We start from the raw sequence: 22,098 nt of genomic DNA, 5'->3' as shown, positions 1-22,098 counted from the left end.
TCCGTTGGGTTGAACTGTATCGTTGTGGAAGCAAGGGACGAGCAGACCCTGGCGGGTCCGTTGCCGGACCCGCGCAAGTCGTTGGTGATGCCGGTACTGTTGGAACTACAGGCGCATGCGCGCGAGGAACTTAGAGTTTTCCGTCAGCCGCCATCTTCATGTAGGTCGGATCGAAACGCAGCTTGACGTTCTTCTTGTCGCCGATGATCACGTTGCCGTCGAAGGCGATGCCGATGCCATCGGCACTCTTGACGTTGGGGCCAAGGATGCCGTGATCAAAGCTGAACTTGGCGATGCGCCCCATGATGGCCGGCAGTTCCTTCTTGGTCGCGAACTCCAGCGCCGCCTTGGGCTGGTAGAACATGGCCGTGGCCGCCAGTTGCGACCGGAAGCCTGCCAGGTCGGTGCCGGAAGCCTTGCCCATGGCGGTCAGCGCACGGGTGGCGCGGTCGTCCTTGGCGGTCATGATGGACATCATCTCGTACCAGGCACCGGTGAGCGCCTTGCCGAAGGCCGGGTTCTCCTGCAGGGTCTTGGTGTTGACCACCATCAGATCCATGATTTCGCCGGGCAGCTGCCTGGAGGTGTAGACCAGCGAAACATCGGGCGATGCCGCCAGCGAGGACAGCATCGGGTTCCAGGTCACCGTGCTGGTCACGGCCGGGGTGGCGAAGGCGGCGGTGATGTCGGCATCGCTGGTGTTGACCACCTTGACGTCACGTTCGCGCAGGCCCACCGATTCCAGCGCGCGCGCCAGCAGGTAGTGCGAGACCGAGAATTCCACCAGTTGCACCGACTGGCCCTTGATGTCGGCCAGCTTCTTGTTCTTTCCCTTCAACACGATGCCATCGTTGCCGTTGGAATAGTCGCCCACGATCAGGGCCGTGGAGTCCACGCCACCGGCTGCGGGAATGGTGAGCGCATCCATGTTGGTCATGGTGCAGCCGTCGAACTTGCCGGCGGTGTACTGGTTGATCGACTCCACGTAGTCGTTCAACTGCACGGCGCTGATGGTGATGCCGTACTTCTTGCCCCACTTGGCCAGGATGCCTTGTGCCTGGGCTTCGCCCCAGGGCATCCAGCCGGCGTAGATGGAGGTGCAGACCTTGAAATCGGTGCGGGGTGCAGCGTGGGCGGATGAGAGCGCGCCTGCGAAGGCGGCCAGGGCGATGGCAGCGCCACCAAGGATTCGGGAAATGTTGTACACGGCGTAGGGTCCTCGAAGGGTTTATTGGAAAAAAGCCCGGGAGCGGCGCGCTCTTGCGATCGCGTCATCTCCCGGGCTTTTCTCCCGCCGTGTAACCCCTTGCGAGGTCGACTGCTCTCGGACCAGACATCCGCACCAGCGAACCGGAACCCTAGCTGTCCATTGCAAATTGTGCTGACTCAAGACCGGACTCGCCGGCTCCCGCTCGCTTTTCAGCAAGGTTCATGCCAATCCCGTGAGATTGCGTCGAGGCTGCATGAGGCCGTTTTTCGCTATTAATAGCGGCCGCTGAAAAGCCAGCTGCGGCGCACCAGACATGATCGATGCTGGCGCATTTTCCACGCGCCAAATCGGTGCCGATGTGCACCATGCTTGCGCTCTGGCTGTTTGCGAAGAAACCCGCGATGGGCTGCAATCCTTTGCAGGAGCGGGTTTGCGACAGCTGTCTCTGTGCGGAAGGGGCTGGTCTGGATCTTGCATGCAAGATTGTCGTTCTCGCAGTGGGCGAGCCAAGACGACTTGGATCGAAGCAGACCAGGCGCATAGCGCAGACGTTGGCCTCGATAACCATCCTGGACGGCCAGGCCATGTTCGCAGGAGTAGACCATGCCCATGACCCGATCAAGTGACACCCCCGTTTTTTCCATCGCCTTTTCTGATGACGCCGCACAGGCACTGCCGCTGTGTGGTCGCATGCGCAGCTCGCTCGTCCTCATCGAAGCGCTCACGCATGCCGTGCGCTGGCTGCGACGGGCGCGCTAATGGTATGGAATTTGCTGAAATCAACGTACATGCAGAGCAGCCCGCATCGATGAGCTGATCATCCAACGGCTGTAGAAGATGTTCCAATAGCTGGCTAGGGTTCCGGTCTGCCGCAGGCAGATGACTGGTCCGAGAGCCGGCGACCTCGGTCGAGGTTACACGGCGGGACAAAAGCCCGGGAGAGAGTTGCACCACAGGTGCCGCGCTGCTCCTGCTTTTGTTCAACCCCGACCGGAGTTTCTCGTGATCGCTGTCCGTCTTCCCAAGTCCCGCCCCGCAGCTGCCGTACTGCTTGCGTCCCAGTCGCAGGGAGGCGCGCCATGCGTTTCCTGAACCGCCACCCCGGTCGCTCCGGGCAGTGGCTGCTCACGCTTCTGCCCTTCCTCATCCTGGTGCTGTTGTATGCCTTCGGCTCGGCTACCCGTCTGGCCGACAATCCCAACGACAAGCTCCTGCCCAGTCTCACGCAGATGGTCGATGCGATCCGCCACATGGCCTTCATGGAAGATCCGCGCACCGGCGACTACCTGTTCTGGACCGATACCCTGGCCAGCCTGCAGCGGGTGCTGCTGGGTCTGGGCATCGCCGCCGCGGCCGGGCTGGTGCTGGGCATTGCCAATGGCCTCTTTCCTGTTCTGCGTGCCGGCTTCTCGCCGCTGCTGACGGTGATGTCGATGGTGCCGCCGCTGGCGATCCTGCCGATTCTCTTCATCGTCATGGGGCTGGATGAATTGTCCAAGGTGATGCTCATCGTCATCGGTGTCACCCCTCTGCTGGCGCGCGATCTGGAACACACGGGGCGCGCCCTCCCGGCCGAACTGTTGATCAAGGCGCAGACGCTGGGCGCCAACAGCTGGACGCTGGTGCTGCGGGTAGCCCTGCCGCAGATGCTGGCGCGCCTGCTGGTGTCGCTGCGCTTGTCGCTGGGGGCAGCGTGGCTGTTCCTCATTTCCGCAGAAGCGATTTCGGCCACGGCCGGTCTCGGCTATCGCATCTTCCTCGTGCGCCGCTACCTGGCCATGGACATCATCCTGCCCTACGTGGTCTGGATCACGCTGTTGGCGTGGATGATGGACTGGCTGCTGCGCGCCATCCATCGTCGCTTCTTCCCCTGGGCTGAAGGAGGCCGCGCATGAGCTATATCGAGATTGGCAACGTGTGGCAGCAATACGGCCAGAACGTGGTGCTGGAGCGCCTGAACCTGCGCGTGGACGAAGGCCAGTTCTGCACCCTGGTCGGCGCTTCCGGCTGTGGCAAGTCGACCTTCCTGCGCCTGCTGCTGGGGCAGGAGCGACCGAGCAAGGGGCAGCTCCTGCTGCAGGGTCAGCCTTTCCCGGCCGAGCCCGATGCCACGCGTGGCGTGGTGTTCCAGCGTTATTCCGTGTTCCCGCACCTGAACGTGCTGGACAACGTGGCCATCGGTCTCGAGCTGCCGCAATCCCCGCTCCTGGGACGCCTGTTCGGTGGCGCCAAACGGCGCGCACGCGAGGAGGCGGCGCAGCTGCTGCACCGCGTGGGGCTGGGACACGCGCTGGATCTGTATCCCGGCAGTCTCTCGGGCGGCATGCAGCAGCGGCTGGCCATCGCCCAGGCGCTCATCGTGCGCCCGCGCGTGCTGTTGCTGGATGAACCTTTCGGTGCGCTCGATCCGGGCATCCGCAAGGAGATGCACACCCTGCTGCTGGATCTGTGGAAGGACAGCGGCCTGACCGTCTTCATGGTGACCCACGATCTCTCCGAAGGCTTCACCCTGGGCACCCGCTTGCTGGTCTTCGACAAGGTGCGCGTCGATCCGCAATACCCGCAGGCCTATGGCGCCCACATCACTTACGACATTGCCCTCAACGAGGCGCGTGCCCGCGAACAGGCCGGCAAGCTGGCCTCCCTCCTCACTGCAAAGGAAAGCTGACATGAGCAAGGATCCCCTGGCCCTGCAGGCCAGACTCTATGAAGAACTGCTGCCCGGCGGCGGCCATACCTCCTTCATCCTCAAGCGCGGCCAGTCGCTGCGCATCACCGACATCGAAGGCGGCGCCAACGTCAGCATGATGATGTTAAATGCCCGGCAACCCAGCGAGCGGCTGAACCTGCCCGATACCCTGAAGGGCCAGCACACCGCGCGCCTGCAGGCCGGCCATTGCCTGTACTCCGACATGGGCCGCGTACTGGCCGCCATCACCGAAGACACCTGTGGCTGGCATGACAGCTTCGGCGGCGTCCTCAATGCCGAGGAAGTGCGCGAGAAATACGGCCAGGGCCGCTATCAGGAATTGCGCAACGGTTTCCATCGCAACGGCGTGGACAACCTGCTGGTGGAAATGGGCAAGTGGAACCTCGACCTGCAGGACCTGCTGATGGTGGTGAACCTGTTCTCGCGCGTGAACGTGGATGCCGAAGGGGTGTTCCACTTCGTGCCCGGCAATTCCAGGGCCGGTGACTACATCGAGCTGGCCGCACCGATGGACACGCTCATCATCCTGACCGCCCTGCAGCATCCCATGGACCCGCATCCACAGTACGCGCCGCTGCCGGTCCGGCTGGAATGGCTGCATACGCACAGCGATGACACCACGCACGCCTGCCGCCATTCGCGCCCCGAGAATGAGCGCGCCTTCCACAACACCGAACGCTTCCATCTCTGAAGAGGGAGAATCTCATGCACATCATCGAAAGCCAGCGCACCCCCGAACAAGCCGTGTTCCGTCATGTGATTCCGGCGGGCGAACCTTATCTCTTCAACCTCAGTGCCGGACAGACCGTGCGCTTGCTGGACCTGGAAGGCAACCAGGCCATCGATACGCTGTTCTACAGCGCCGCCAATCCGCGTGAACGTTACGATCCGCAGCGCACGCTGCGTCGCCAGAACCGGGCCTACCTGGGTGCGGGCAGCGTGCTGTATTCCAACCTGGGGCGCGCCCTGGCCACCATCGTGGCCGACACCTGCGGTCGTCATGACACGCTGGGTGGCGCGTGCGCGCAGGAGAGCAATACCGTGCGCTATGCGCTGGAGAAACGCTACATGCACAGCTGCCGCGACAATTTTCTGTGCGCCTGCCTGCATGATGGACGGCTCAACAAGCGCGACATCGGTGCCAACATCAATTTCTTCATGAACGTGCCGGTCACCCCGGAAGGCGGTCTCACCTTCGAGGATGGTATTTCCGCTGCCGGCAAGTACGTGGAGCTGCGCGCCGAGCAGGACCTGATCGTGCTTATTTCCAACTGTCCGCAGCTGAACAATCCCTGCAACGGCTGGAACCCGACCGCCGCCGAAGTACTGGTGTGGGACTGATCCCGAGACCTTGAACGTACGCAGCCCTGCGCCCCTCGCGGACGACCGCGAGCCGGTTTTTCGAATCACGGGACGACCCGGATTTCCAGGCCCATTCCATGTTTGACCATCTGCTCATCGCCAATCGCGGCGCCATTGCCTGCCGCATCCTGCGCACCCTGCGCACGCTGGACGTGACCGGCGTGTGCGTCTATTCCGAAGCCGACCTCGGCAGCCTGCACGTCCTGCAGGCCGACCGCGCCATCTCGTTGGGAGAAGGTGCGGCGGCCCAGACCTATCTGGCTGTGGACAAGATATTGGCCGCCGCCCGCGACAGTGGCGCGCAGGCCATCCATCCCGGTTATGGTTTTCTCTCCGAGAATGCCGCCTTTGCCGAAGCCTGCGAAGCCGCCGGCATCGCCTTCGTCGGCCCCACGCCCGCGCAGCTGCGCATCTTCGGACTCAAGCACACCGCGCGCGCACTGGCGCGTGAGCAGGGCGTGCCGATGCTGGAAGGCACCGATCTGCTGGAGAGCCTCGACGATGCGCTCTCGGCTGCGTCGCGCGTGGGTTATCCGGTGATGCTCAAGAGTACGGCGGGCGGTGGCGGCATCGGCATGCGCGTCTGCCGCAGCGATGCGGAATTGACGGACGCCTTTGATTCGGTGCGTCGACTGGGCCAGAACAATTTCAGCGACGCCGGCGTCTTCATCGAGAAATACATCGAACGTGCCCGCCATCTGGAAGTGCAGGTCTTCGGTGACGGGCAGGGCGAGGTGATCGCCCTGGGCGTACGGGACTGCTCGGTGCAACGACGCAACCAGAAAGTGCTGGAAGAAACGCCCGCGCCCCATCTTCCCGAGGGCATGGCCGAGGCCCTGTGCGCGGCAGCCATCCAGCTGGCGCGCGCGGTGAACTATCGCAGTGCAGGTACGGTGGAGTTCGTCTATGACAGTCTGGCCGGGCAGTTCTACTTCCTCGAAGTCAACACGCGCCTGCAGGTGGAACACGGCGTGACCGAACAGGTCTGGGGCGTGGATCTGGTGCGCTGGATGATCGAACTGGCAGCCGGCGACCTGCCACCGCTGTCGCAACTGGCGTCCCGTTTGCAGCCGCGTGGCCATGCAATCCAGGCGCGTCTGTATGCGGAAGATCCGGGGCGCCAGTTCCAGCCCTGCCCGGGCTTGCTGACCGCCGTCGATTTCCCGCCGGCCGATGGACAGACCTTGCGCATCGATACCTGGGTCGAGGCCGGTTGTGAGATCCCGCCGTATTTCGATCCCATGATCGCCAAGCTGATCAGCTGGCAGCCCACCCGTGAAGCTGCCCGTGTGGCGCTGGATGCGGCGCTGCGCGAGACCCTGCTGTATGGCGTGGAAACCAATCAGCATTACCTGCGCCAGATCCTGGCCGATGCCCCCTTTGCCGACGGCCAGCCATGGACGCGTTGTCTGGAACAACTGGTCTATCACGCCGATACGGTGGAGGTCCTGTCACCCGGTACCCAGACCACGGTGCAGGATCATCCTGGCCGCATCGGTTATTGGGCCGTCGGCGTGCCGCCCTCAGGGCCCATGGATGAGCGCGCCCTACGGCTGGGCAATCGCCTGCTGGGCAATGCCGAGAATGCGGCGGGACTGGAAGTGACCATGATGGGGCCGGTACTGCGTTTCAATACCGCCGCCAGCGTGGTGGTCACCGGTGCCGTGATCCCGGTCTTGCTCGATGGCGTAGCCCAGCCCATGGCCACCGTGTTGCACATCGCCGCCGGCAGCACCCTGAAGCTTGGCACCATCAGCGGCGCCGGTGCGCGCAGCTATCTGGCCGTGCGCGGTGGCGTGCAGGTGCCGGCCTATCTGGGCAGCCGCAGCACCTTCACGCTGGGCCAGTTTGGTGGTCATGCGGGTCGTGCGCTGTCCAGTGGCGACATCCTGCATCTGCTGCCATTGTCCGAGGATGACATGCCCGAGGTCGGCCAGGTCTTGCCGGCCGACCTGTATCCCGCCCTCGATGCGGTACGTCAGGTCCGCGTGATCTATGGTCCGCATGGCGCGCCGGAATATTTCACGCCGGCCTACATGGCGACCTTCTTCGCCACCGACTGGGAAGTCCATTTCAATTCCAGCCGCACCGGCGTGCGCCTGATCGGTCCCAAGCCGGAATGGGTGCGCGACAGCGGTGGCGAAGCCGGCCTGCATCCCTCCAACATTCATGACAATCCCTATGCCGTCGGTGCCGTCGATTTCACGGGCGACATGCCGGTCATCCTCGGACCGGATGGCCCCAGCCTGGGCGGCTTCGTCTGCCCGGTCACGGTGATCGAGGCCGATCTCTGGCAGATTGGCCAGCTCAAGGCCGGTGACAAGCTACGCTTCGTTCCGGTGGAGGTGAGCACTGCACGCCGCATCGCCCTGGCCGCACAAGCCGCTATCACCAGCCTGCAGCCGCAGCCGGTGGACTGGTCGCCGGCACCGCTGGCCTCGCCCGTCGTGCTGGACCTGGGACAGGATGAACACCGTCTGGTGGCGCGTCTGTCGGGCGATGCCAATCTGCTGCTGGAAGTGGGCAGCCCGCAACTGGACCTGGTGCTGCGCTTCCGCGTGCATGCCCTGATCGCGGCCTTGGAAGAACAGCATCTTCCCGGGGTGATCGATCTCACGCCCGGCATCCGCTCGCTGCAGGTGCACTACCAGCCGGAAGCCTTGCCCTTGTCGACCTTGCTGGAGACCATCGCCGGATTGTGGGATGCCGTCTGCGCCCGCCAGAACCTGACGGTGGCCTCGCGTATCGTGCACCTGCCTTTGTCCTGGGACGACCCGGCCTGTCAGCTCGCCATCGAGAAATACATGACCACCGTGCGCAAGGATGCACCGTGGTGCCCCAGCAATCTTGAATTCATCCGCCGCATCAACGACCTCAAGGATATCGGCGCGGTGCGCCAGACCGTGTTCGATGCCAGCTATCTGGTCATGGGACTGGGCGATGTCTATCTGGGCGCGCCGGTGGCTACGCCGCTGGACCCGCGTCATCGCCTGGTCACGACCAAGTACAACCCGGCGCGCACCTGGACTGCCGAGAACTCGGTAGGTATCGGCGGTGCCTATATGTGCATCTATGGCATGGAAGGACCGGGCGGTTACCAGTTCGTGGGCCGCACCCTGCAGATGTGGAACCGCTATCGCGAAGTCGCGGCCTTCCGGGGCAAGCCCTGGCTGTTGCGCTTCTTCGACCAGATCCGTTTCTATCCGGTCACGGCCGAAGAATTGCAGACCATCCGCCGCGACTTCCCGCTGGGCCGCTTCGAGGTCGGCATCGAGGAGACGCGACTGGATCTGGCGCACTACCAGGATTTTCTGCAACGCGAAGCCGAGGGTATCGCTGCCTTCCGCCAGCATCAGCAAGCAGCCTTCGATGCCGAGCGCCAGCGCTGGATCGCCAACGGCCAGGCCGACTACGAGAGCGAGGAAGGCAGTGCTCTCATGCAGGAAGACCAACCCCTGCAGGCGGGACAACTGGCCGTGGATGCGCCCATTGCCGGCAACCTGTGGCAGGTCAAGGTCAGTCCCGGCCAGCGGGTGGCGCAGGGTGAACTGCTGATGATTCTGGAATCGATGAAGATGGAAATCAACATCGCCGCCCCCGAAGCCGGCATCGTCGCCGAAGTACGGGTGCAGCCGGGCAGTCCGGTACGTGCGGGACAGTGCGTGCTGGTCATGGAAGAGATTGAACAGGAGGCCGCATGATCCATCCTTTCGACTTGCGCATCGATGCGCTCACGGCGGCCTATCGTGATGGCAGCCTGTCCCCGCGCACCGTGATCGGCCGCCTGCGTGAGCGTGCCATCGCACTCAATGCGCAATACCGGCTCTACCTCCACCTGTTGAGCGAGGAAGAGATCGAGCCCTACCTGCAGGCGCTGGAACGGCAATCCCCGCACAGCCTGCCGCTGTATGGTGTGCCCTTCTCGATCAAGGACAACATCGACCTGGCGGGTATTGCGACCACGGCGGCCTGTCCGGCCTTCAGCTACGTACCACGCGAGAGTGCCACCCTGGTAGCGCAACTGATCGCGCTCGGTGCGGTGCCGATGGGCAAATGCAATCTGGATCAGTTCGCCACCGGTCTCAACGGCACCCGTTCGCCCTATGGCGCCTGCCGCAACAGCGTGCATCCGGATTATCCTTCCGGCGGTTCGTCCTCCGGTTCATCGCTGGCGGTGGCATTGGGTTTGAGCAGCTTTGCATTGGGCACTGACACGGCCGGCAGTGGCCGCGTCCCTGCCGCCCTGAACAATCTGGTCGGACTGAAGGCGACCAAGGGACTGCTCTCCACCGCCGGGGTAGTTCCCGCCTGCCGTACGCTGGATTGCGTGACCTTCTTCACCGCCACGGCAGCCGAAGCCAGTCAACTGCTGGCGCTGTGCACGCAATCAGGAGAGCCCGACGAGCGCGACGAATACAGCCGGGCCAACCTGCCGCACAATGATGCAGCGGCCTTCCAGGCGCCACGCGAGGGCTTGCGCGTGGGAGTACCGCGTCAGCTGGAATTCCTCGGCTGCAGCGAGAGTCCGGTCCTGTTCGTGGAAGCGCTGGGACAACTGGAGGCCATCGGCGGCGTACCCGTGTCCATCGATTTCAGCCCCTTTCTGGAGGCAGCGCGCCTGCTCTACGAAGGTCCGTGGGTGGCCGAGCGCTACAGCACCATCGAAGCGCTGTTGCAGGAACGGCCTGAGGAGATCCTGCCGGTGATTCGCGACGTGCTGCGCAAGGCACCGCAGTACAGCGCCGTCGATACCTTCCGCGCACAATATCGCCTGCAGCAACTGAAGGTGCAATGCGACCGCATCCTCAGCACTGTCGATTGCGTGGTCACGCCTGCCTATCCGCGTCCGGTGACCCTGGAGGAATTGCACGAGCAGCCGGTGCAGCGCAATTCGGATCTGGGCTGGTACACCAATTTCATGAACATGCTGGACTACGCGGCCGTCGCCACCCCGATGAACTTCATGAAGAACGGACTGCCCTGGGGCATCACGGTATTCGGCCCGGCCTTCACCGACCAGGCACTGCTGGGCGTGGCCGATGCCTTGCAGCGCGCACATGGACGGCCACTGGTCGGACAGCGGCAGATCGAAAACCGCCTGCTGGCGGCGTGAGTAACCGGGGAGGGCGGACGCCTGGTCAGGCGTCCGGCAGGATTTCGGTCAGCGAGAGAATGGCCTGCGCCACTTCGGCGATGCGCCGGTTCTGGTTCATGGCGTGTTTGCGCAGCAGGCGATAGGCGGCTTCTTCGTTGAGGCCCTGCTTCATCATCAGCACACCCTTGGCCCGCTCGATGAGCTTGCGTTCTTCCAGGCTCTCGCGCACGGTGGCCAGTTCCTGGGTCAGGTTCTGCAGGCGCTCGGACTGGGTGCGCAGGATGTCGACGATGGAGTGGGTCAGGTGCGGCCCCACCCCGGTACGCAGCGATTGCTCCGGCAGCGCCTGGTCTTCCAGGCTGGAGGGGAAGGCGACCAGCGGGGCCAATGGATCGAGTGCATCATCCTGGCTGAAGAGCTGGCCCTGGTGGTCCAGTTCCTTCTGCAATTCGGCGATCTTGTCCCTGCATTGCGACTGCAGGTAGTTGGCCAGATGGATCTCGACCCGGTGCAGGCCATCCATGCGGGTGGAGCAGCACTGGTACCAGGCATCGGCCAGTTCGGGATCGAGCGGACGGCCATGCGCGGTGAGCAGCTTGCGACGCAGCCTTTCCAGATCGGCCAGCGGCAGGGTGGCCTGCATGGCGCTCCACTCGTTGCGGAAACCTTCGGCGAAGGATTCGAAACGACGCAGGGCCTGTTCCTGCATCTCGATCTGGGTTTCGATGGTCTGTTCCTGTTCGCGCGTGATCTTGCCCATGGCAAACGCGGCAGCACCGGCGGCCCGTTCGCGTCCGGCAAATTCCTTGCCCTGCATCAGGTTGAACAGCGCCACCAGCAGACGCGATATCTCGGGGTCCACGGCCACGTCGGCCGCTTCAAACACCAGCGCCAGCAGGGCGCCCACCACCGTCTTGAAACGCTCGTAGCTGGCGCTCGGGGTACAGGTGAGGGCCACCACATCGGCGCGCAGCTTGGGCAGCCCGTCCAGTGCATGCAGGGCGAAGGCGATGCGGGTGTAGAGACGCGCGCCATTGGAGAGAGCGTTGTCGTGCTCGGTGGATTCCAGCCAGGTATCGAATTCACACCGTGCCGCCTGGCTCGCCGCTACGCGCTCCTGGCACTCCTGCGCATCCCGCTCGCCGCGCGAGCCGAGATAGATGTTGGAGACCCCGCGTTCCTGCTGCAGGCAATGAATCAGCTTGCCCACGGTGAGTACCAGCTGGCAGGTGCGAGCCAGGCGTTGCAGTTCCTCCACTTCGCAGCGGCGGGCGGTGATCAGGTAGTTCAGGACTTGGCTCATGGACGGCAGGACGAAGAATCAGGGAGACCCTCAGCGCCAGCAAGTTTCATGCAATGGCGCTGCATCCCCGGATTGTAATGGAATCGACTTGCCCGGCATCCGCTCCCTAGCGGGCGATATACCACTCGTAGCGATGATTCCACGCCACGAACAGGTTCATCGTGATGGCGCCGATGAGCGAATAGAACACGCGATCCATCGGCAGGAACAGGGCCGCCGTCGCAAACAGCGCCAGGTCAAAGCCCATCAGAAGCCAGCCGGCCTTGAAGCCGGTGCGTTCCTGCACGTAGGTGGCCAGGATGCTCATGCCGCCGCAGCTGGCCTGGTGGCGGAACAGCCCGATCAGGCCGATGCCCACGCACAGTCCGGCCAGCACTGCCCCGACGGCGGGATCGAGGTGGCTGTAGCTGATGTAGTTGCCGGCTACGTTGGTCAGTACCGAGACTGCCGTGACGGCGGCCAGGGTGCGCCAGGTGAAGGCGGCGCCCATGCGCAGGGCGGCCAGCAGGTAGAAGGGCAGGTTGATGAGGGTAAAGGCCATGCCGAAGCTGATGCCGGTGGCATAGGTCACCAGGAAGGCCACACCGGCGATCTGACCGATGATCAGGCCCAGGCTGTGCAGCATGGACATGCCGAAGGCGATCATCACCACACCGAAGAGCTGGCCTTGCAGGTTGTCGATCCAGCTGTGGCGCACGGCAGGTAGGGCCGCGGTACTGGCACGTGCGGCGGGCGCAGCGGCAATGGGCGAGGAGGGCGAGGAATCCGCAGTGGAAGTCGTCATGGCAATACCAATCATCAATCGTGGATAACGAACGCGTCACGTCGCTGGCCAGGTCGGCGGGTAAGCCGGTGCAGCCAACGGTGTGCAGCTGCCTTCAATCGTCGACAGCCGCCGCTGGGGCGCATGGTAATGGATTTGTTGCAGTGCGGCGAGAGTCGGATGAGACGGCGCGGCGCCGCTGCAACACTTCTCGGCAAGCAGGAAATGTGCCAGAACCTGAATTTTCGGAAGGGCTGGAAATGTCAGTCCAGCGAAGTGCCGCGAATGATCTTGATGAGCCTCAGTGCCGCCGGCGAGAGATAGGTATCGCGCCGGTAGGTCAGTCCCATCCGGCGCAGCATGGTGGTCTCCTTCAGCACCACTTCGCGCAGATGGCCGCGCCCGGCCAGCAGGTTCAGCTTGGAGGCAAAGCCCAGCAGGTTGCTGCGCTCGATGAGCGGCATGATCATGTTCAGCACGGTCGGGGTGATCTGGACCGTGGGGCGGGGGAGGTGATGGCGGTCGAACACGTTGTCCAGCCACTGGCGGCTCAGGACCGATTGCGCGGGCAGCACCCATTGATAGTCCAGCAGGTGGCGCAGCTTGATCTTCCTGTCGAAGACCGGATGATTCGGACTGGCCATGACGACCATCTCGTCGCGCATGATCTCTTCGGTATGGAAGACTTCGTCATCCTGGATCATCGGCCCCAGCACCACATCCAGTTCTCCCGCCTTCAATCCCTCCAGCAGGGCATCGTTCATGGAGACCTTCAGATCGATCGTGACCTTCTCCGCCTCTGCCAGCAACTGCTGGCAGATGCCCGGCAGGATGTGCTCGGCCAGGGTGGGGATACAGCCCAGGCGGATGTTGCCCTCGCGCCCGTGGGCATAGTCGCCGATCTCGCGGGCGGTCTCGTCCATCATCAGGCTGATGCGCCGCGCGCGGTTGAGCAGGGCCTCACCCACCGCGGTCAGGCGGATGCCGCGCCCCACGCGTTCGAACAGCGGTGCACCCAGTTGTTCTTCCAGGCGATCAATACATTTGGTCAGCGCCGGCTGTGTCTTGTAGAGCCGTTCGGCAGCCCGTCCCACATGCCCTTCCTCGGCGATGACGGCAAAATACTTGAGATCACGGAAGTCCATGATTCATTCCTGAAAGTTATGAATTCAAAAATAAAAGCAAATATACATTAAATATTCCCGCACGTAGACTGCCCTCCAAACAAGAACACTCGCCCTCGGCGGTGACGACAACATGGAGACCAGTACGATGCAAGACTTTCCTTCCCGGCGCCATTTCCTGCGGCGCAGCGCGCACCTCGCGCTTGGCCTCGGGGCCGCGACATACCTGCCGCTGGCGCTGGCGCAATCCGAAACCTATGCCCATTCCTCCGGCAGCGAACACGCCGCCAGCCGTCTGCCGGCCGATGCCTGCGACTGTCACATGCACATCTACGACCCGCGCTTCGCATGGGCGCCCGGCGCCAAACTGCTGCATGCGCCGGCCACCGTGGCCATGTATCGTCATCTGCAACAGCGACTGGGTACGACGCGCAACGTCGTGGTGACCCCTTCGGCTTATGGCGTGGACAACAGCTGTATGCTCGACGCGCTGGCACAACTGGGCAATGTCGCCCGTGGCGTGGCCGTGGTCAATGACCAGGTCAGCGACGCCGAACTGCAGCGCCTGCATCACGCCGGAGTGCGCGGACTGCGCTTCAACCTGGCGCTGGGGTCGGTCACCAGCGTTGCGATGATGGAGCCGCTGGCACGCCGTGTGGCGCCGCTGGGCTGGCATCTTCAGGTCAACATGCCCAATGAGGTCCTGCTGAACAACCGTGCGCTGCTATCGAAGCTCCCGGTGCCTCTGGTGTTCGACCACTTCGCCCGCATTCCCCTGCAGGCCGGCCCGACCCATCCGGTATTCGATTTCGTCACCGGCTTGATGCGCGAGCAGCGCGCCAGCGTCAAGCTCTCCGGCGCCTATCTCCACAGCAAGCGTGGCGCCCCCGATTACGAGGACGTCGCACCATTGGCGCGCGCCCTGCTGCAAGTGGCGCCGTCCCAGCTGGTGTGGGGCAGCGACTGGCCGCATCCGACCGAGCAACACAAGCCCGACGATGCACGCCTGCTCGATGTCATGACGGCCTGGCTGGGTTCGGACGCGATGGTGCGTACCGTGCTGGTCGACAACCCCACTCGCCTTTACCAATTCTGACGGAGTCGCCCATGTCGCAGGTTTCCATCTCTCCCGCAGCAGCGGCTGTGGCTACACCCGTCGTCAGTGAAGAGGCCATCATGAAGAAGGTGTTGCGCCGTCTCATTCCCTTCATTCTGTTGTGCTACGTGGTCAGCTACCTCGATCGCATCAACGTCGGTTTCGCCGCGCTGACCATGAACAAGGATCTGGGCCTGACACCGTCGCAGTTCGGTCTGGGGGCGGGGCTGTTCTTCATCGGCTATTTTCTCTTCGAGATTCCCAGCAACCTGGCGCTGCATCGCTTCGGCGCCCGCATGTGGATCTCGCGCATCATGATTTCCTGGGGCCTGATCTCGATGGCCACCGCCTTCGTGGTCGGTCCCAAGAGCTTTGCTCTGGCGCGCTTCCTGCTGGGCATGGCCGAGGCCGGATTCACGCCGGGCATCTACCTGTACTTCACCCAGTGGTTCCCCGGTGCCTGGCGCGGCAAGGCCACGGCCTTTTTCCTGATCGGCATTCCGATCGCCAACATCATCGGCTCGCCGCTGTCGGGCGCTCTGATGGAATTGCACGGCATGTGGGGCTATCAGGGCTGGCAGGTGCTGCTCTTGCTGGAAGCCTTGCCGGCTGTGCTGCTGGGCGTGCTGTGCCTGTTCCTGTTGCCGGATCGCCCGTCCAAGGCTGCCTGGCTCACCCCCGACGAAAAGCAGTGGCTGGACAATGCCCTGTCCACCGAACAGAACGTCCTGGCCGCCCGTCATGGCAACAAGCTCAAGGATGCCTTTACCAACTGGCGTGTGTTCGCGCTGGCCGCTGCCAACTTCTGCGGCATCATCGGTTCCCTCGGCATCGGCTTGTGGCTGCCGCAGATCATCCGCGAGTTCGGCCTGCCATCGCATCAGGTTGGCCTGGTCGCGGCCGTTCCTTACCTGGTCGGTGCGGTGGCGATGATCCTCTGGGCGCGTCTGGCCAATCGCAGCGAGCGACGCCTGTTCTTCGTGGCCGGGGCCATCGTGCTGGCGGCCGTGTCGCTGGCGATCTCGGCCTTCCTGCATACGCCGCCGCTGAAGATGCTGGCCATTACCATCGCGGTGGCGTCCATCCTCTCCTTCCAGGCGACCTTCTGGGCCATCCCCTCGGGCTTCCTGACCGGACGTGCGGCGGCTGGCGGCCTGGCGCTGATCGTTTCCATCGGCAACCTGGGCGGCTTCGTCGGGCCGTCCGTGATCGGCTTCATCCGCCAGGCCACGCAGGGCTTTACGTATCCGTTGATCTTCGTGGCCGGTGCCTTGCTGCTGGGTGCCGTCATCACCCTGGCACTGGGTGATCCGTCCCGCGTTCCTCCCGCTTCCAAGGAAACAGCATGAGCTTCTTTGCCCCGCCTCCCGTGATCGAGGCCGGTGTCTTCACGCGCCTGCCCGAGCATTTTCGCAAGCCCCGCAAGAACGCCTGGGGTGATGCCAACCGGGGCGGCCTGCCCATCGATTCCTTCCTCGAAGGTCCTTCCTTCGACCGCCAGGGCCGGCTGTACGTCACCGACATTCCCTATGGCCGGATCTTCCGCATCTCCATGGATGGTCAGTGGGAACTGGTCACCGAATACGACGGCTGGCCCAATGGCCTGAAGATCGACAAGACCGGTCGTATCGTCATCACCGACTACAAGCGCGGACTGGTACAGCTCGATCCCGACAGCGGCAGCGTCACGCCACTGCTGGAGACGGTCGGTTCGGAAGGCTTCAAGGGTGTCAATGATCTGGTGTTCGGACCCGGTGGCGAGATCTATTTCACTGACCAGGGTCAGACCGGATTGCAGGACGCCACCGGTCGCGTCTACCGTCTCGCGCCCGATGGTCAGCTGAGCTGTCTCATCAACACCATTCCCAGTCCCAATGGCATCGTCCATGACCCGGTCCTCAATCACCTGCTGGTGGCGGTGACGCGGGCGCAGCAGATCTGGCGCATCCCGCTGCATCACAACGGTGTGGTCGGCAAGGTCGGCGTGTTCGCCAACCTGCACGGCGGTATGGCCGGGCCCGATGGTCTGGCGCTGGATGCGCAGAGTTGTCTCTATATCGCCCATACCGGCTTCGGCTCCATCTGGCGCCTGTCGAAGTTTGCCGAACCGCTGCTGCGCATCCGTTCCACAGCCGGTATTTCGACTACCAACCTGGCCTTTGGCGGACCGGATGGCAAGAGCCTCTTCATCACCGAATCCCAGACCGGATCCATCCTGCGCGCCGACGTGCCGGTAGCCGGCCTGCCCATGTACTCCCACGCTTGAGCGTGGGCTTCCTCTTCGTCTTCGTTTTCATTTTCATCAAAGGATCACCATGAGCTCCCAACCTGATTTCATCCGCGACTTCGAACGCGTCGATGCCGCCGTCGTGGCCCAGGCTTCGGAATTTGCTGCTTCCATCCTGGCCGATGTGGCCGGTCGTCGCGGCACCCTGTGCAGCCGAGTGGCGCCGCTGTCGCCCACCATGCGCGTGGCCGGACCGGCACTGACCGTGGAAGTCCGTCCGGGTGACAACCTCATGATCCACGCCGCCATGGCCATCGCCAAGCCGGGCGACGTGCTGGTCATCGATGGCAAGGGCGATGAGACCTGTGCGCTGATGGGCGAGATCATGGTCTCGCAGTGCAAGGCCAGCGGCCTGGCCGGCATCATCATCTATGGCTCGGTGCGTGACACTGAAGCCCTGCGCGAGATCGGTTTTCCGGTCTATGCCGTGGGCGCCAATCCGAATGGCCCGACCAAGAACATTGCAGGCCGTGTGAACTGGCCGATCTCGGTGGGTGGCACGGCGGTGCAACCGGGAGACCTGATCGTGGGCGATGCCGATGGCGTGGTAGTGGTCGAGCGCGAGAAAGCGGCATCTCTGCTGGCTGCTGCGGCCAAGAAGGTGGCCGATGAAACCAAGCGCCTCTCCGAGATCCGTGGCGGTGGTCCGTTGCGTCCGACCTGGCTGGAGGGCGCACTGCGCAAGGGTGGCGTATTGGCAGAAGGAGAAACGCTGTGAGCGCGGCAAACAAGGAGGTGGTGATCGTCACCGGTGTCGACCTGGCAGCGGAGGCGGTCGAGCTGCTGCGGGACTATCAGCTGGTCTATGCCGGTGCCAAGCCGACCGAGGATGATCTGATCGCGCTGGCCCGACAACACCAGCCGGTGGCCATCATCGTGCGTTATGGCGGCGTGAGCGCCCGCGTGATGGATGCGGCTCCAGGTTTGCGTGTCATTTCCAAGCATGGCACGGGCATCGATTCCATCGACAGCCAGGCGGCGCAGCAACGCGGCATTGCCGTCAAGGCAGCGGCGGGCGCCAATGCCCCGGCCGTGGCCGAGCACACCTGGGCACTCATCATGGCCTGCGCCAAGAACGTGGTGGGGCTGGACCAGCGCATGCGGGAAGGGCACTGGGACAAATCCACCCACAAGAGTGTGGAGCTGCGCGGGCGCACCCTTGGACTGGTGGGCCTGGGCGCGATCGGTCGTCGCGTGGCAGCCGTTGCAGCTGCGCTGGAAATGCCGGTGCTGGCCCATGATCCGTATGCCGCTCAGGCCCCGCAAGGCGTACAGCTGGTCGATCTCGATACGCTCCTTGCGCAGTCTGACGTGGTCTCGCTGCATTGCCCGCTCACGCCCGAGAACAAGCACATGATCAACGCGCAGTCGCTGGCCTGCATGAAGGATGGCAGCATCCTCGTCAATACGGCCCGTGGCGGGCTGATCGATGAACAGGCGCTCATTGCCGCACTGGCTTCGGGCAGGCTGCGCGCTGCCGGACTGGATAGTTTCGAAAAAGAACCATTCACTGCACCGCATCCCCTGCAAAACGTCGGCAATGCCATCCTCAGTCCGCACATCGGCGGCGTGACCGCAGATGCCTATATCGCCATGGGCACCGGTGCGGCCAGTAACGTGCTGGCCATCCTGAACGCTCAGGCGGTTGCCGCCTGATCCATAATGACCCTGGGCCAGCCGCCGACACAGACGGCACCCGACTTCCGAGAGAGAGACATGGAGACAATCCAAGACGAAAAGCGGCTCGAGAGCGAGACCGTACGCAAGGTGACCTGGCGCCTGTTGCCCTTCCTGATGCTGTGTTACCTGTTTGCCTTCATCGACCGTGGCAACATCGGTATGGCGGCCTTGCAGATGAACCAGGATATCGGTCTGTCACCCAAGATGTTCGGCTTTGCCAGCAGCCTTTTCTTCATCGCCTACTTCATCTTTGAAGTGCCCAGCAACCTGGCACTGCAGAAGTTCGGCGCACGCAAGTGGCTGGCCCGCATCATGATCAGCTGGGGCCTGATCTCGGCCAGTACGGCGCTGGTGCAGGGGCCGACGTCGTTGTATTTCGTGCGCTTCATCCTGGGGGCAGCGGAGGCCGGATTCTTCCCCGGTGTGGTGCTGTACCTGACTTACTGGGTGCCTTCGGCCTATCGTGCCCGTATCGTGGCGCTGTTCATGGTGGCCATTCCGGCGGCCAGCTTCGTGGCCTCGCCGGTCTCGGCGCTGCTGCTGCAGATGGATGGTATCGGCGGATTGCGGGGCTGGCACTGGCTGTTCGTGCTGGAGGGCCTGCCGACGGTGTTGCTGGGACTGGTGTGTCTGTCCTTCCTGACGGATCGTCCCGACCAGGCTCACTGGCTCAATGAGCAACAGCGCCAGTGGCTGGTCGCGACCATGAACCGTGAGGCCGCCAGCCGTGCCGCCAAGCAGCATATCCCCTTGTGGAAGCTGTTCAGCCAGCCGCATGTATGGGGCATGGCGCTGGTGTGCGCCTGCGCCTCGGCGGCCGGTTCGGTCTTGAACGTATGGCAGCCGCAGTTGCTCAGGTCCTTCGGCCTGACAGTGATGCAGACCGGGCTGGTCAATTCGATTCCCTACCTGATCGCTTCGGTGCTGATGGTGTGGTGGGGTCGTCATTCCGACCGTACTGGCGAACGTCGCTGGCATACCGCCGTTCCGCTGATCCTGATCGGCAGTGGTCTGGCACTGGCTACGCTGGCCCATACGTTGGTGCCAGTGGTGCTGTTGCTGACCATGGTGCTCATTGGCGCCTACTCGTTCAAGGGACCGTTCTGGGCCATGGCGTCCAGCTGGTTGGCCACGGGCTCGGCCGCAGCTGGCCTGGCGGGTATCAATGCGGTGTCCAATCTGATCGGTGGCGGCGTGATGGTCAACGTCTACGGCTGGGTCAAATCTGCCACCGGCAGTTATGCCATGGCCTTGCTGCCGATGGTAGGTCTGTCGGTGGTGAGCGTGGCCATCCTGCTGGTGTTGTCGCGCAAGTCGCGCGCGGCAGGTACGGGTGCCCTGAAGGAAGCGGTGCGCTGAGCCTGATGCAAGCGTGATGGAGTACATGAGAGCCGCCCGCATTTGCAGGCGGCTCTTTTCGTTCGGGCTGTCTGCAACAGCAGAACGCGGGCGTCGCAGATGTGATGATGGCTGTCACCTGTCGGTGCCCGAAGCCTGCGGCGAGGAGCGCATTCATCTTTGTCTTCGGGCAAGGTTGCGTTGGGGCGTCTGGATCGGGCAATATCACGCACGGTCTTCACATGCCCGCCTCTGACTCTGACAAGGAATCCCATGCAGCAACACGAGAGCAAGCCGCGCCTGCCGGTGGTCGACATCACCACCGCCACCCCCGCACAAAAGGAAGTCCTGGACGATATCCTGAAGGGCCCGCGTGGCAACCTGGCCGGTCCCTTCCTGTCCTGGATCCACAGTCCCGAACTGGCGCAGCCTGCCCAGAAGCTGGGCGCATTCTGCCGTTATCACACGCAGCTGCCGTTGCGACTGTCGGAGCTGGCCATTCTCTGCACGGCCGCGAAATGGCAAGCTCAGGCGGAGTGGCAGATTCACTATCCCATTGCCATCGAGGCCGGGCTGGACGCGGACAATGTCGAGCGGATTCGACTGGGCAGGCCCCCTGCCTTTGAGGCGCGCGACGAACAGATGATCTGGGAATTCGTGGAAGAACTTTACGAGAACAGACGTATTTCCGAGCCCTTGTATCGGGAGGCGCAAGAACGCTTCGGTATCGAGGTGCTGGTCAATCTTGTGGGACTGCTGGGCTACTATTCTCTGGTGGCCATGACGCTGAACGTCTTCCATGTGCGCCATGGACAAGCACCGCTGCCCTTTGATGAACCTGCCGGCAGCGCAGCGGAGTGAATGTCGGGTGTGTGTCTGGCAGTGGCATGCCGCCGGCCAGGCTTACGCGATATCGAGCACGATCCTTCCGCGCGGCGCCTTGCCGGACTCCAGCAGCGCGTGCGCGAAGGCAGCCTCTGCGAGGGGGAAGCACTGACCGACCGCGGGTACCAGCACTTGTTGTTGCGCTAGCAGCGCGACCTGTCGCAGGCACTCCGGATCGTCATCGATGATCGAGCGGATCACACGTACCTTGAATTCGTCCCCGCGTTCCCGGATCGGGGCAGCGACCAGCCAGACCAGCTGGCCCCCGGGTTTGAGGACGGGATAGGAACGGTCGTGGGTGTCTGCGCCCACCAGGTCGAAGACGACATCGAACCCGCGCAATGTCGAGAAATCCTCCTTGTCATGGGCGACGACCCCGGTCGCACCCAATGCCAGCACGGCATCCCGGTTGGCACTGCTGCAGGTTGCCCAGACCTCGGCGCCCAGGTGCACCGCCAGCCGGATCATCAGACTGCCTACTGCGCCGGAACCGGCGTGTACCAGTATCTTCATGCCGCTGGATACCTGTGCTGTTCTGACCATGGGAATCCAGGCACTTGCGCCGGGCTGCAACAGCGCCGCTGCCTGTCGGTTCGACAGCGAAGCGGGCTGCGCGACCACGCGCGCTGCCGGCAGGACGATACTGTCGGCGTAGGTACCCTGGCCGAACATGTCGGCGATCACGCAGACGGCGTCGCCGACATGGAGACCCTCGGCGCTGGATTCGACGATCACGCCCGCACCGTCGCGGCCGGGGACCTTGGGTAGTCTGAGTGGTACGTGGCGTTCAAGCAGACCGGCCCTGAGTTTGGTATCCAGAGGAGCGACTCCCGCCGCGCACAGGCGGACACGGACCTGGCCCGAGGTCAGGGCGGGCGCCTCGATGGTTTCCAGAACCATGACTTCCGGGGGGCCGTATTGGTGATAGCGGATTGCCTTCGTATTCATCGTGCCTCTTTCGTGGATGGTTGTCCCTTGCGGAAAACTCTGCTGGCAGACGGTGTGCGGCGTTGGTTTGAAGAGCAGCCGGTCCGCCGTGAGCTACTTCAGGATCGGATCCTAGAGAGAAGCGTCAAGGCAATGCAAATAGACTATCCATATTCCAGTAATAAGCTCGGCTGATGACTCGATAAGCTTGACTGATCATGCTATAAGCCAGTGTCATTCGGAAGTTCTGCCTGCCCTTGCGCGAGTGCGTGACGCTGTTTCTGTGGTGTTATCGTACGTCAGGATTTTGCGGCACTT

19 protein-coding genes and 2 riboswitches are annotated in these 22,098 nt (G+C 63.3%); of the genes, 14 read left to right on the top strand and 5 right to left on the bottom strand.

All coding sequences use genetic code 11. The features are described 5' to 3' along the window. Positions 1 to 130 precede the first annotated feature (130 nt). On the bottom strand, positions 131 to 1,207 hold the full coding sequence (locus HWE01_RS06295; protein ID WP_241821331.1) for a putative urea ABC transporter substrate-binding protein: 1,077 nt from the start codon (positions 1,205 to 1,207) through the stop codon (positions 131 to 133). A gap of 66 nt (positions 1,208 to 1,273) precedes the next feature. Continuing rightward, positions 1,274 to 1,373: riboswitch (guanidine-I (ykkC/yxkD leader) on the bottom strand. A 440-nt stretch (positions 1,374 to 1,813) separates the two neighbouring features. On the opposite strand from HWE01_RS06295, the gene HWE01_RS06290 reads away from it, so the two are divergent. From HWE01_RS06290 to atzF, 7 genes are all read left to right on the top strand, one after another. Continuing rightward, positions 1,814 to 1,969 (top strand): hypothetical protein, encoded by a 156-nt coding sequence (locus HWE01_RS06290; protein ID WP_175343912.1) that lies wholly within the window; start codon positions 1,814 to 1,816, stop codon positions 1,967 to 1,969. 83 nt (positions 1,970 to 2,052) lie between these two features. Continuing rightward, a riboswitch (guanidine-I (ykkC/yxkD leader) is annotated at positions 2,053 to 2,153 on the top strand. Positions 2,154 to 2,289: 136 nt separating this feature from the next. Beyond that, positions 2,290 to 3,105 (top strand): ABC transporter permease, encoded by an 816-nt coding sequence (locus HWE01_RS06285; RefSeq protein ID WP_008333188.1) that lies wholly within the window; start codon positions 2,290 to 2,292, stop codon positions 3,103 to 3,105. Beyond that, positions 3,102 to 3,878 (top strand): ABC transporter ATP-binding protein, encoded by a 777-nt coding sequence (locus HWE01_RS06280; RefSeq protein WP_008333185.1) that lies wholly within the window; start codon positions 3,102 to 3,104, stop codon positions 3,876 to 3,878. The genes HWE01_RS06285 and HWE01_RS06280 overlap by 4 nt, the downstream gene beginning before the upstream one ends. A 1-nt stretch (position 3,879) precedes the next feature. Beyond that, a complete protein-coding gene (locus HWE01_RS06275; protein WP_008333184.1) occupies positions 3,880 to 4,611 on the top strand; it encodes an urea amidolyase associated protein UAAP1 in 732 nt (243 codons plus the stop codon). Between the two features lie 14 nt (positions 4,612 to 4,625). Further along, a complete protein-coding gene (locus tag HWE01_RS06270) occupies positions 4,626 to 5,261 on the top strand; it encodes an urea amidolyase associated protein UAAP2 (protein ID WP_008333183.1) in 636 nt (211 codons plus the stop codon). A 98-nt stretch (positions 5,262 to 5,359) separates the two neighbouring features. Then, complete coding sequence (gene uca, locus HWE01_RS06265; RefSeq protein WP_241821330.1) at positions 5,360 to 8,983, top strand: urea carboxylase; 3,624 nt, start codon at positions 5,360 to 5,362, stop codon at positions 8,981 to 8,983. Further along, a complete protein-coding gene (gene atzF / locus HWE01_RS06260) occupies positions 8,980 to 10,395 on the top strand; it encodes an allophanate hydrolase (protein WP_008333181.1) in 1,416 nt (471 codons plus the stop codon). Before uca ends, atzF begins: the two co-directional genes overlap by 4 nt. Before the next feature lie 25 nt (positions 10,396 to 10,420). On the opposite strand, the gene HWE01_RS06255 is transcribed toward atzF, so the two are convergent. From HWE01_RS06255 to HWE01_RS06245, 3 genes are all read right to left on the bottom strand, one after another. Next, on the bottom strand, positions 10,421 to 11,680 hold the full coding sequence (locus tag HWE01_RS06255; RefSeq protein ID WP_008333179.1) for a nitrate regulatory protein: 1,260 nt from the start codon (positions 11,678 to 11,680) through the stop codon (positions 10,421 to 10,423). Between the two features lie 106 nt (positions 11,681 to 11,786). Continuing rightward, positions 11,787 to 12,464, bottom strand: coding sequence for a YitT family protein (locus HWE01_RS06250; protein ID WP_237713604.1), 678 nt, complete (start codon positions 12,462 to 12,464; stop codon positions 11,787 to 11,789). A 242-nt stretch (positions 12,465 to 12,706) separates the two neighbouring features. Then, the gene (locus HWE01_RS06245; protein WP_175343919.1) at positions 12,707 to 13,588 is read right to left on the bottom strand and encodes a LysR family transcriptional regulator; all 882 of its coding nucleotides are present in this window, start codon (positions 13,586 to 13,588) and stop codon (positions 12,707 to 12,709) included. A 127-nt stretch (positions 13,589 to 13,715) separates the two neighbouring features. Between HWE01_RS06245 and HWE01_RS06240 the strand changes: the two genes are divergently transcribed. The 7 genes from HWE01_RS06240 (at position 13,716) to HWE01_RS06210 (ending at position 20,829) form a co-directional block, all read left to right on the top strand. Then, a complete protein-coding gene (locus HWE01_RS06240; RefSeq protein ID WP_241821329.1) occupies positions 13,716 to 14,663 on the top strand; it encodes an amidohydrolase family protein in 948 nt (315 codons plus the stop codon). Between the two features lie 11 nt (positions 14,664 to 14,674). Continuing rightward, positions 14,675 to 16,012 (top strand): MFS transporter, encoded by a 1,338-nt coding sequence (locus HWE01_RS06235; protein ID WP_008333150.1) that lies wholly within the window; start codon positions 14,675 to 14,677, stop codon positions 16,010 to 16,012. Then, a complete protein-coding gene (locus HWE01_RS06230; RefSeq protein ID WP_008333148.1) occupies positions 16,009 to 16,929 on the top strand; it encodes an SMP-30/gluconolactonase/LRE family protein in 921 nt (306 codons plus the stop codon). The genes HWE01_RS06235 and HWE01_RS06230 overlap by 4 nt, the downstream gene beginning before the upstream one ends. Before the next feature lie 49 nt (positions 16,930 to 16,978). Further along, a complete protein-coding gene (locus tag HWE01_RS06225) occupies positions 16,979 to 17,668 on the top strand; it encodes an RraA family protein (protein WP_008333147.1) in 690 nt (229 codons plus the stop codon). Further along, positions 17,665 to 18,606 (top strand): hydroxyacid dehydrogenase, encoded by a 942-nt coding sequence (locus HWE01_RS06220; protein WP_241821328.1) that lies wholly within the window; start codon positions 17,665 to 17,667, stop codon positions 18,604 to 18,606. Before HWE01_RS06225 ends, HWE01_RS06220 begins: the two co-directional genes overlap by 4 nt. 60 nt (positions 18,607 to 18,666) lie before the next feature. After that, positions 18,667 to 19,989 (top strand): MFS transporter, encoded by a 1,323-nt coding sequence (locus HWE01_RS06215; RefSeq protein WP_241821327.1) that lies wholly within the window; start codon positions 18,667 to 18,669, stop codon positions 19,987 to 19,989. A 252-nt stretch (positions 19,990 to 20,241) separates the two neighbouring features. Beyond that, the gene (locus HWE01_RS06210; RefSeq protein WP_241821326.1) at positions 20,242 to 20,829 is read left to right on the top strand and encodes a carboxymuconolactone decarboxylase family protein; all 588 of its coding nucleotides are present in this window, start codon (positions 20,242 to 20,244) and stop codon (positions 20,827 to 20,829) included. A 42-nt stretch (positions 20,830 to 20,871) separates the two neighbouring features. On the opposite strand, the gene HWE01_RS06205 is transcribed toward HWE01_RS06210, so the two are convergent. Continuing rightward, positions 20,872 to 21,801 (bottom strand): NADP-dependent oxidoreductase, encoded by a 930-nt coding sequence (locus tag HWE01_RS06205; RefSeq protein WP_241821325.1) that lies wholly within the window; start codon positions 21,799 to 21,801, stop codon positions 20,872 to 20,874. Positions 21,802 to 22,098 lie beyond the last annotated feature (297 nt).

Source organism: Herbaspirillum sp. C7C8, assembly GCF_022627875.1.
Classification (GTDB): domain Bacteria; phylum Pseudomonadota; class Gammaproteobacteria; order Burkholderiales; family Burkholderiaceae_D; genus Herbaspirillum.
Note: the sequence above shows the minus strand (reverse complement) of the source record. Positions and strands in the feature narration are given on the sequence as shown.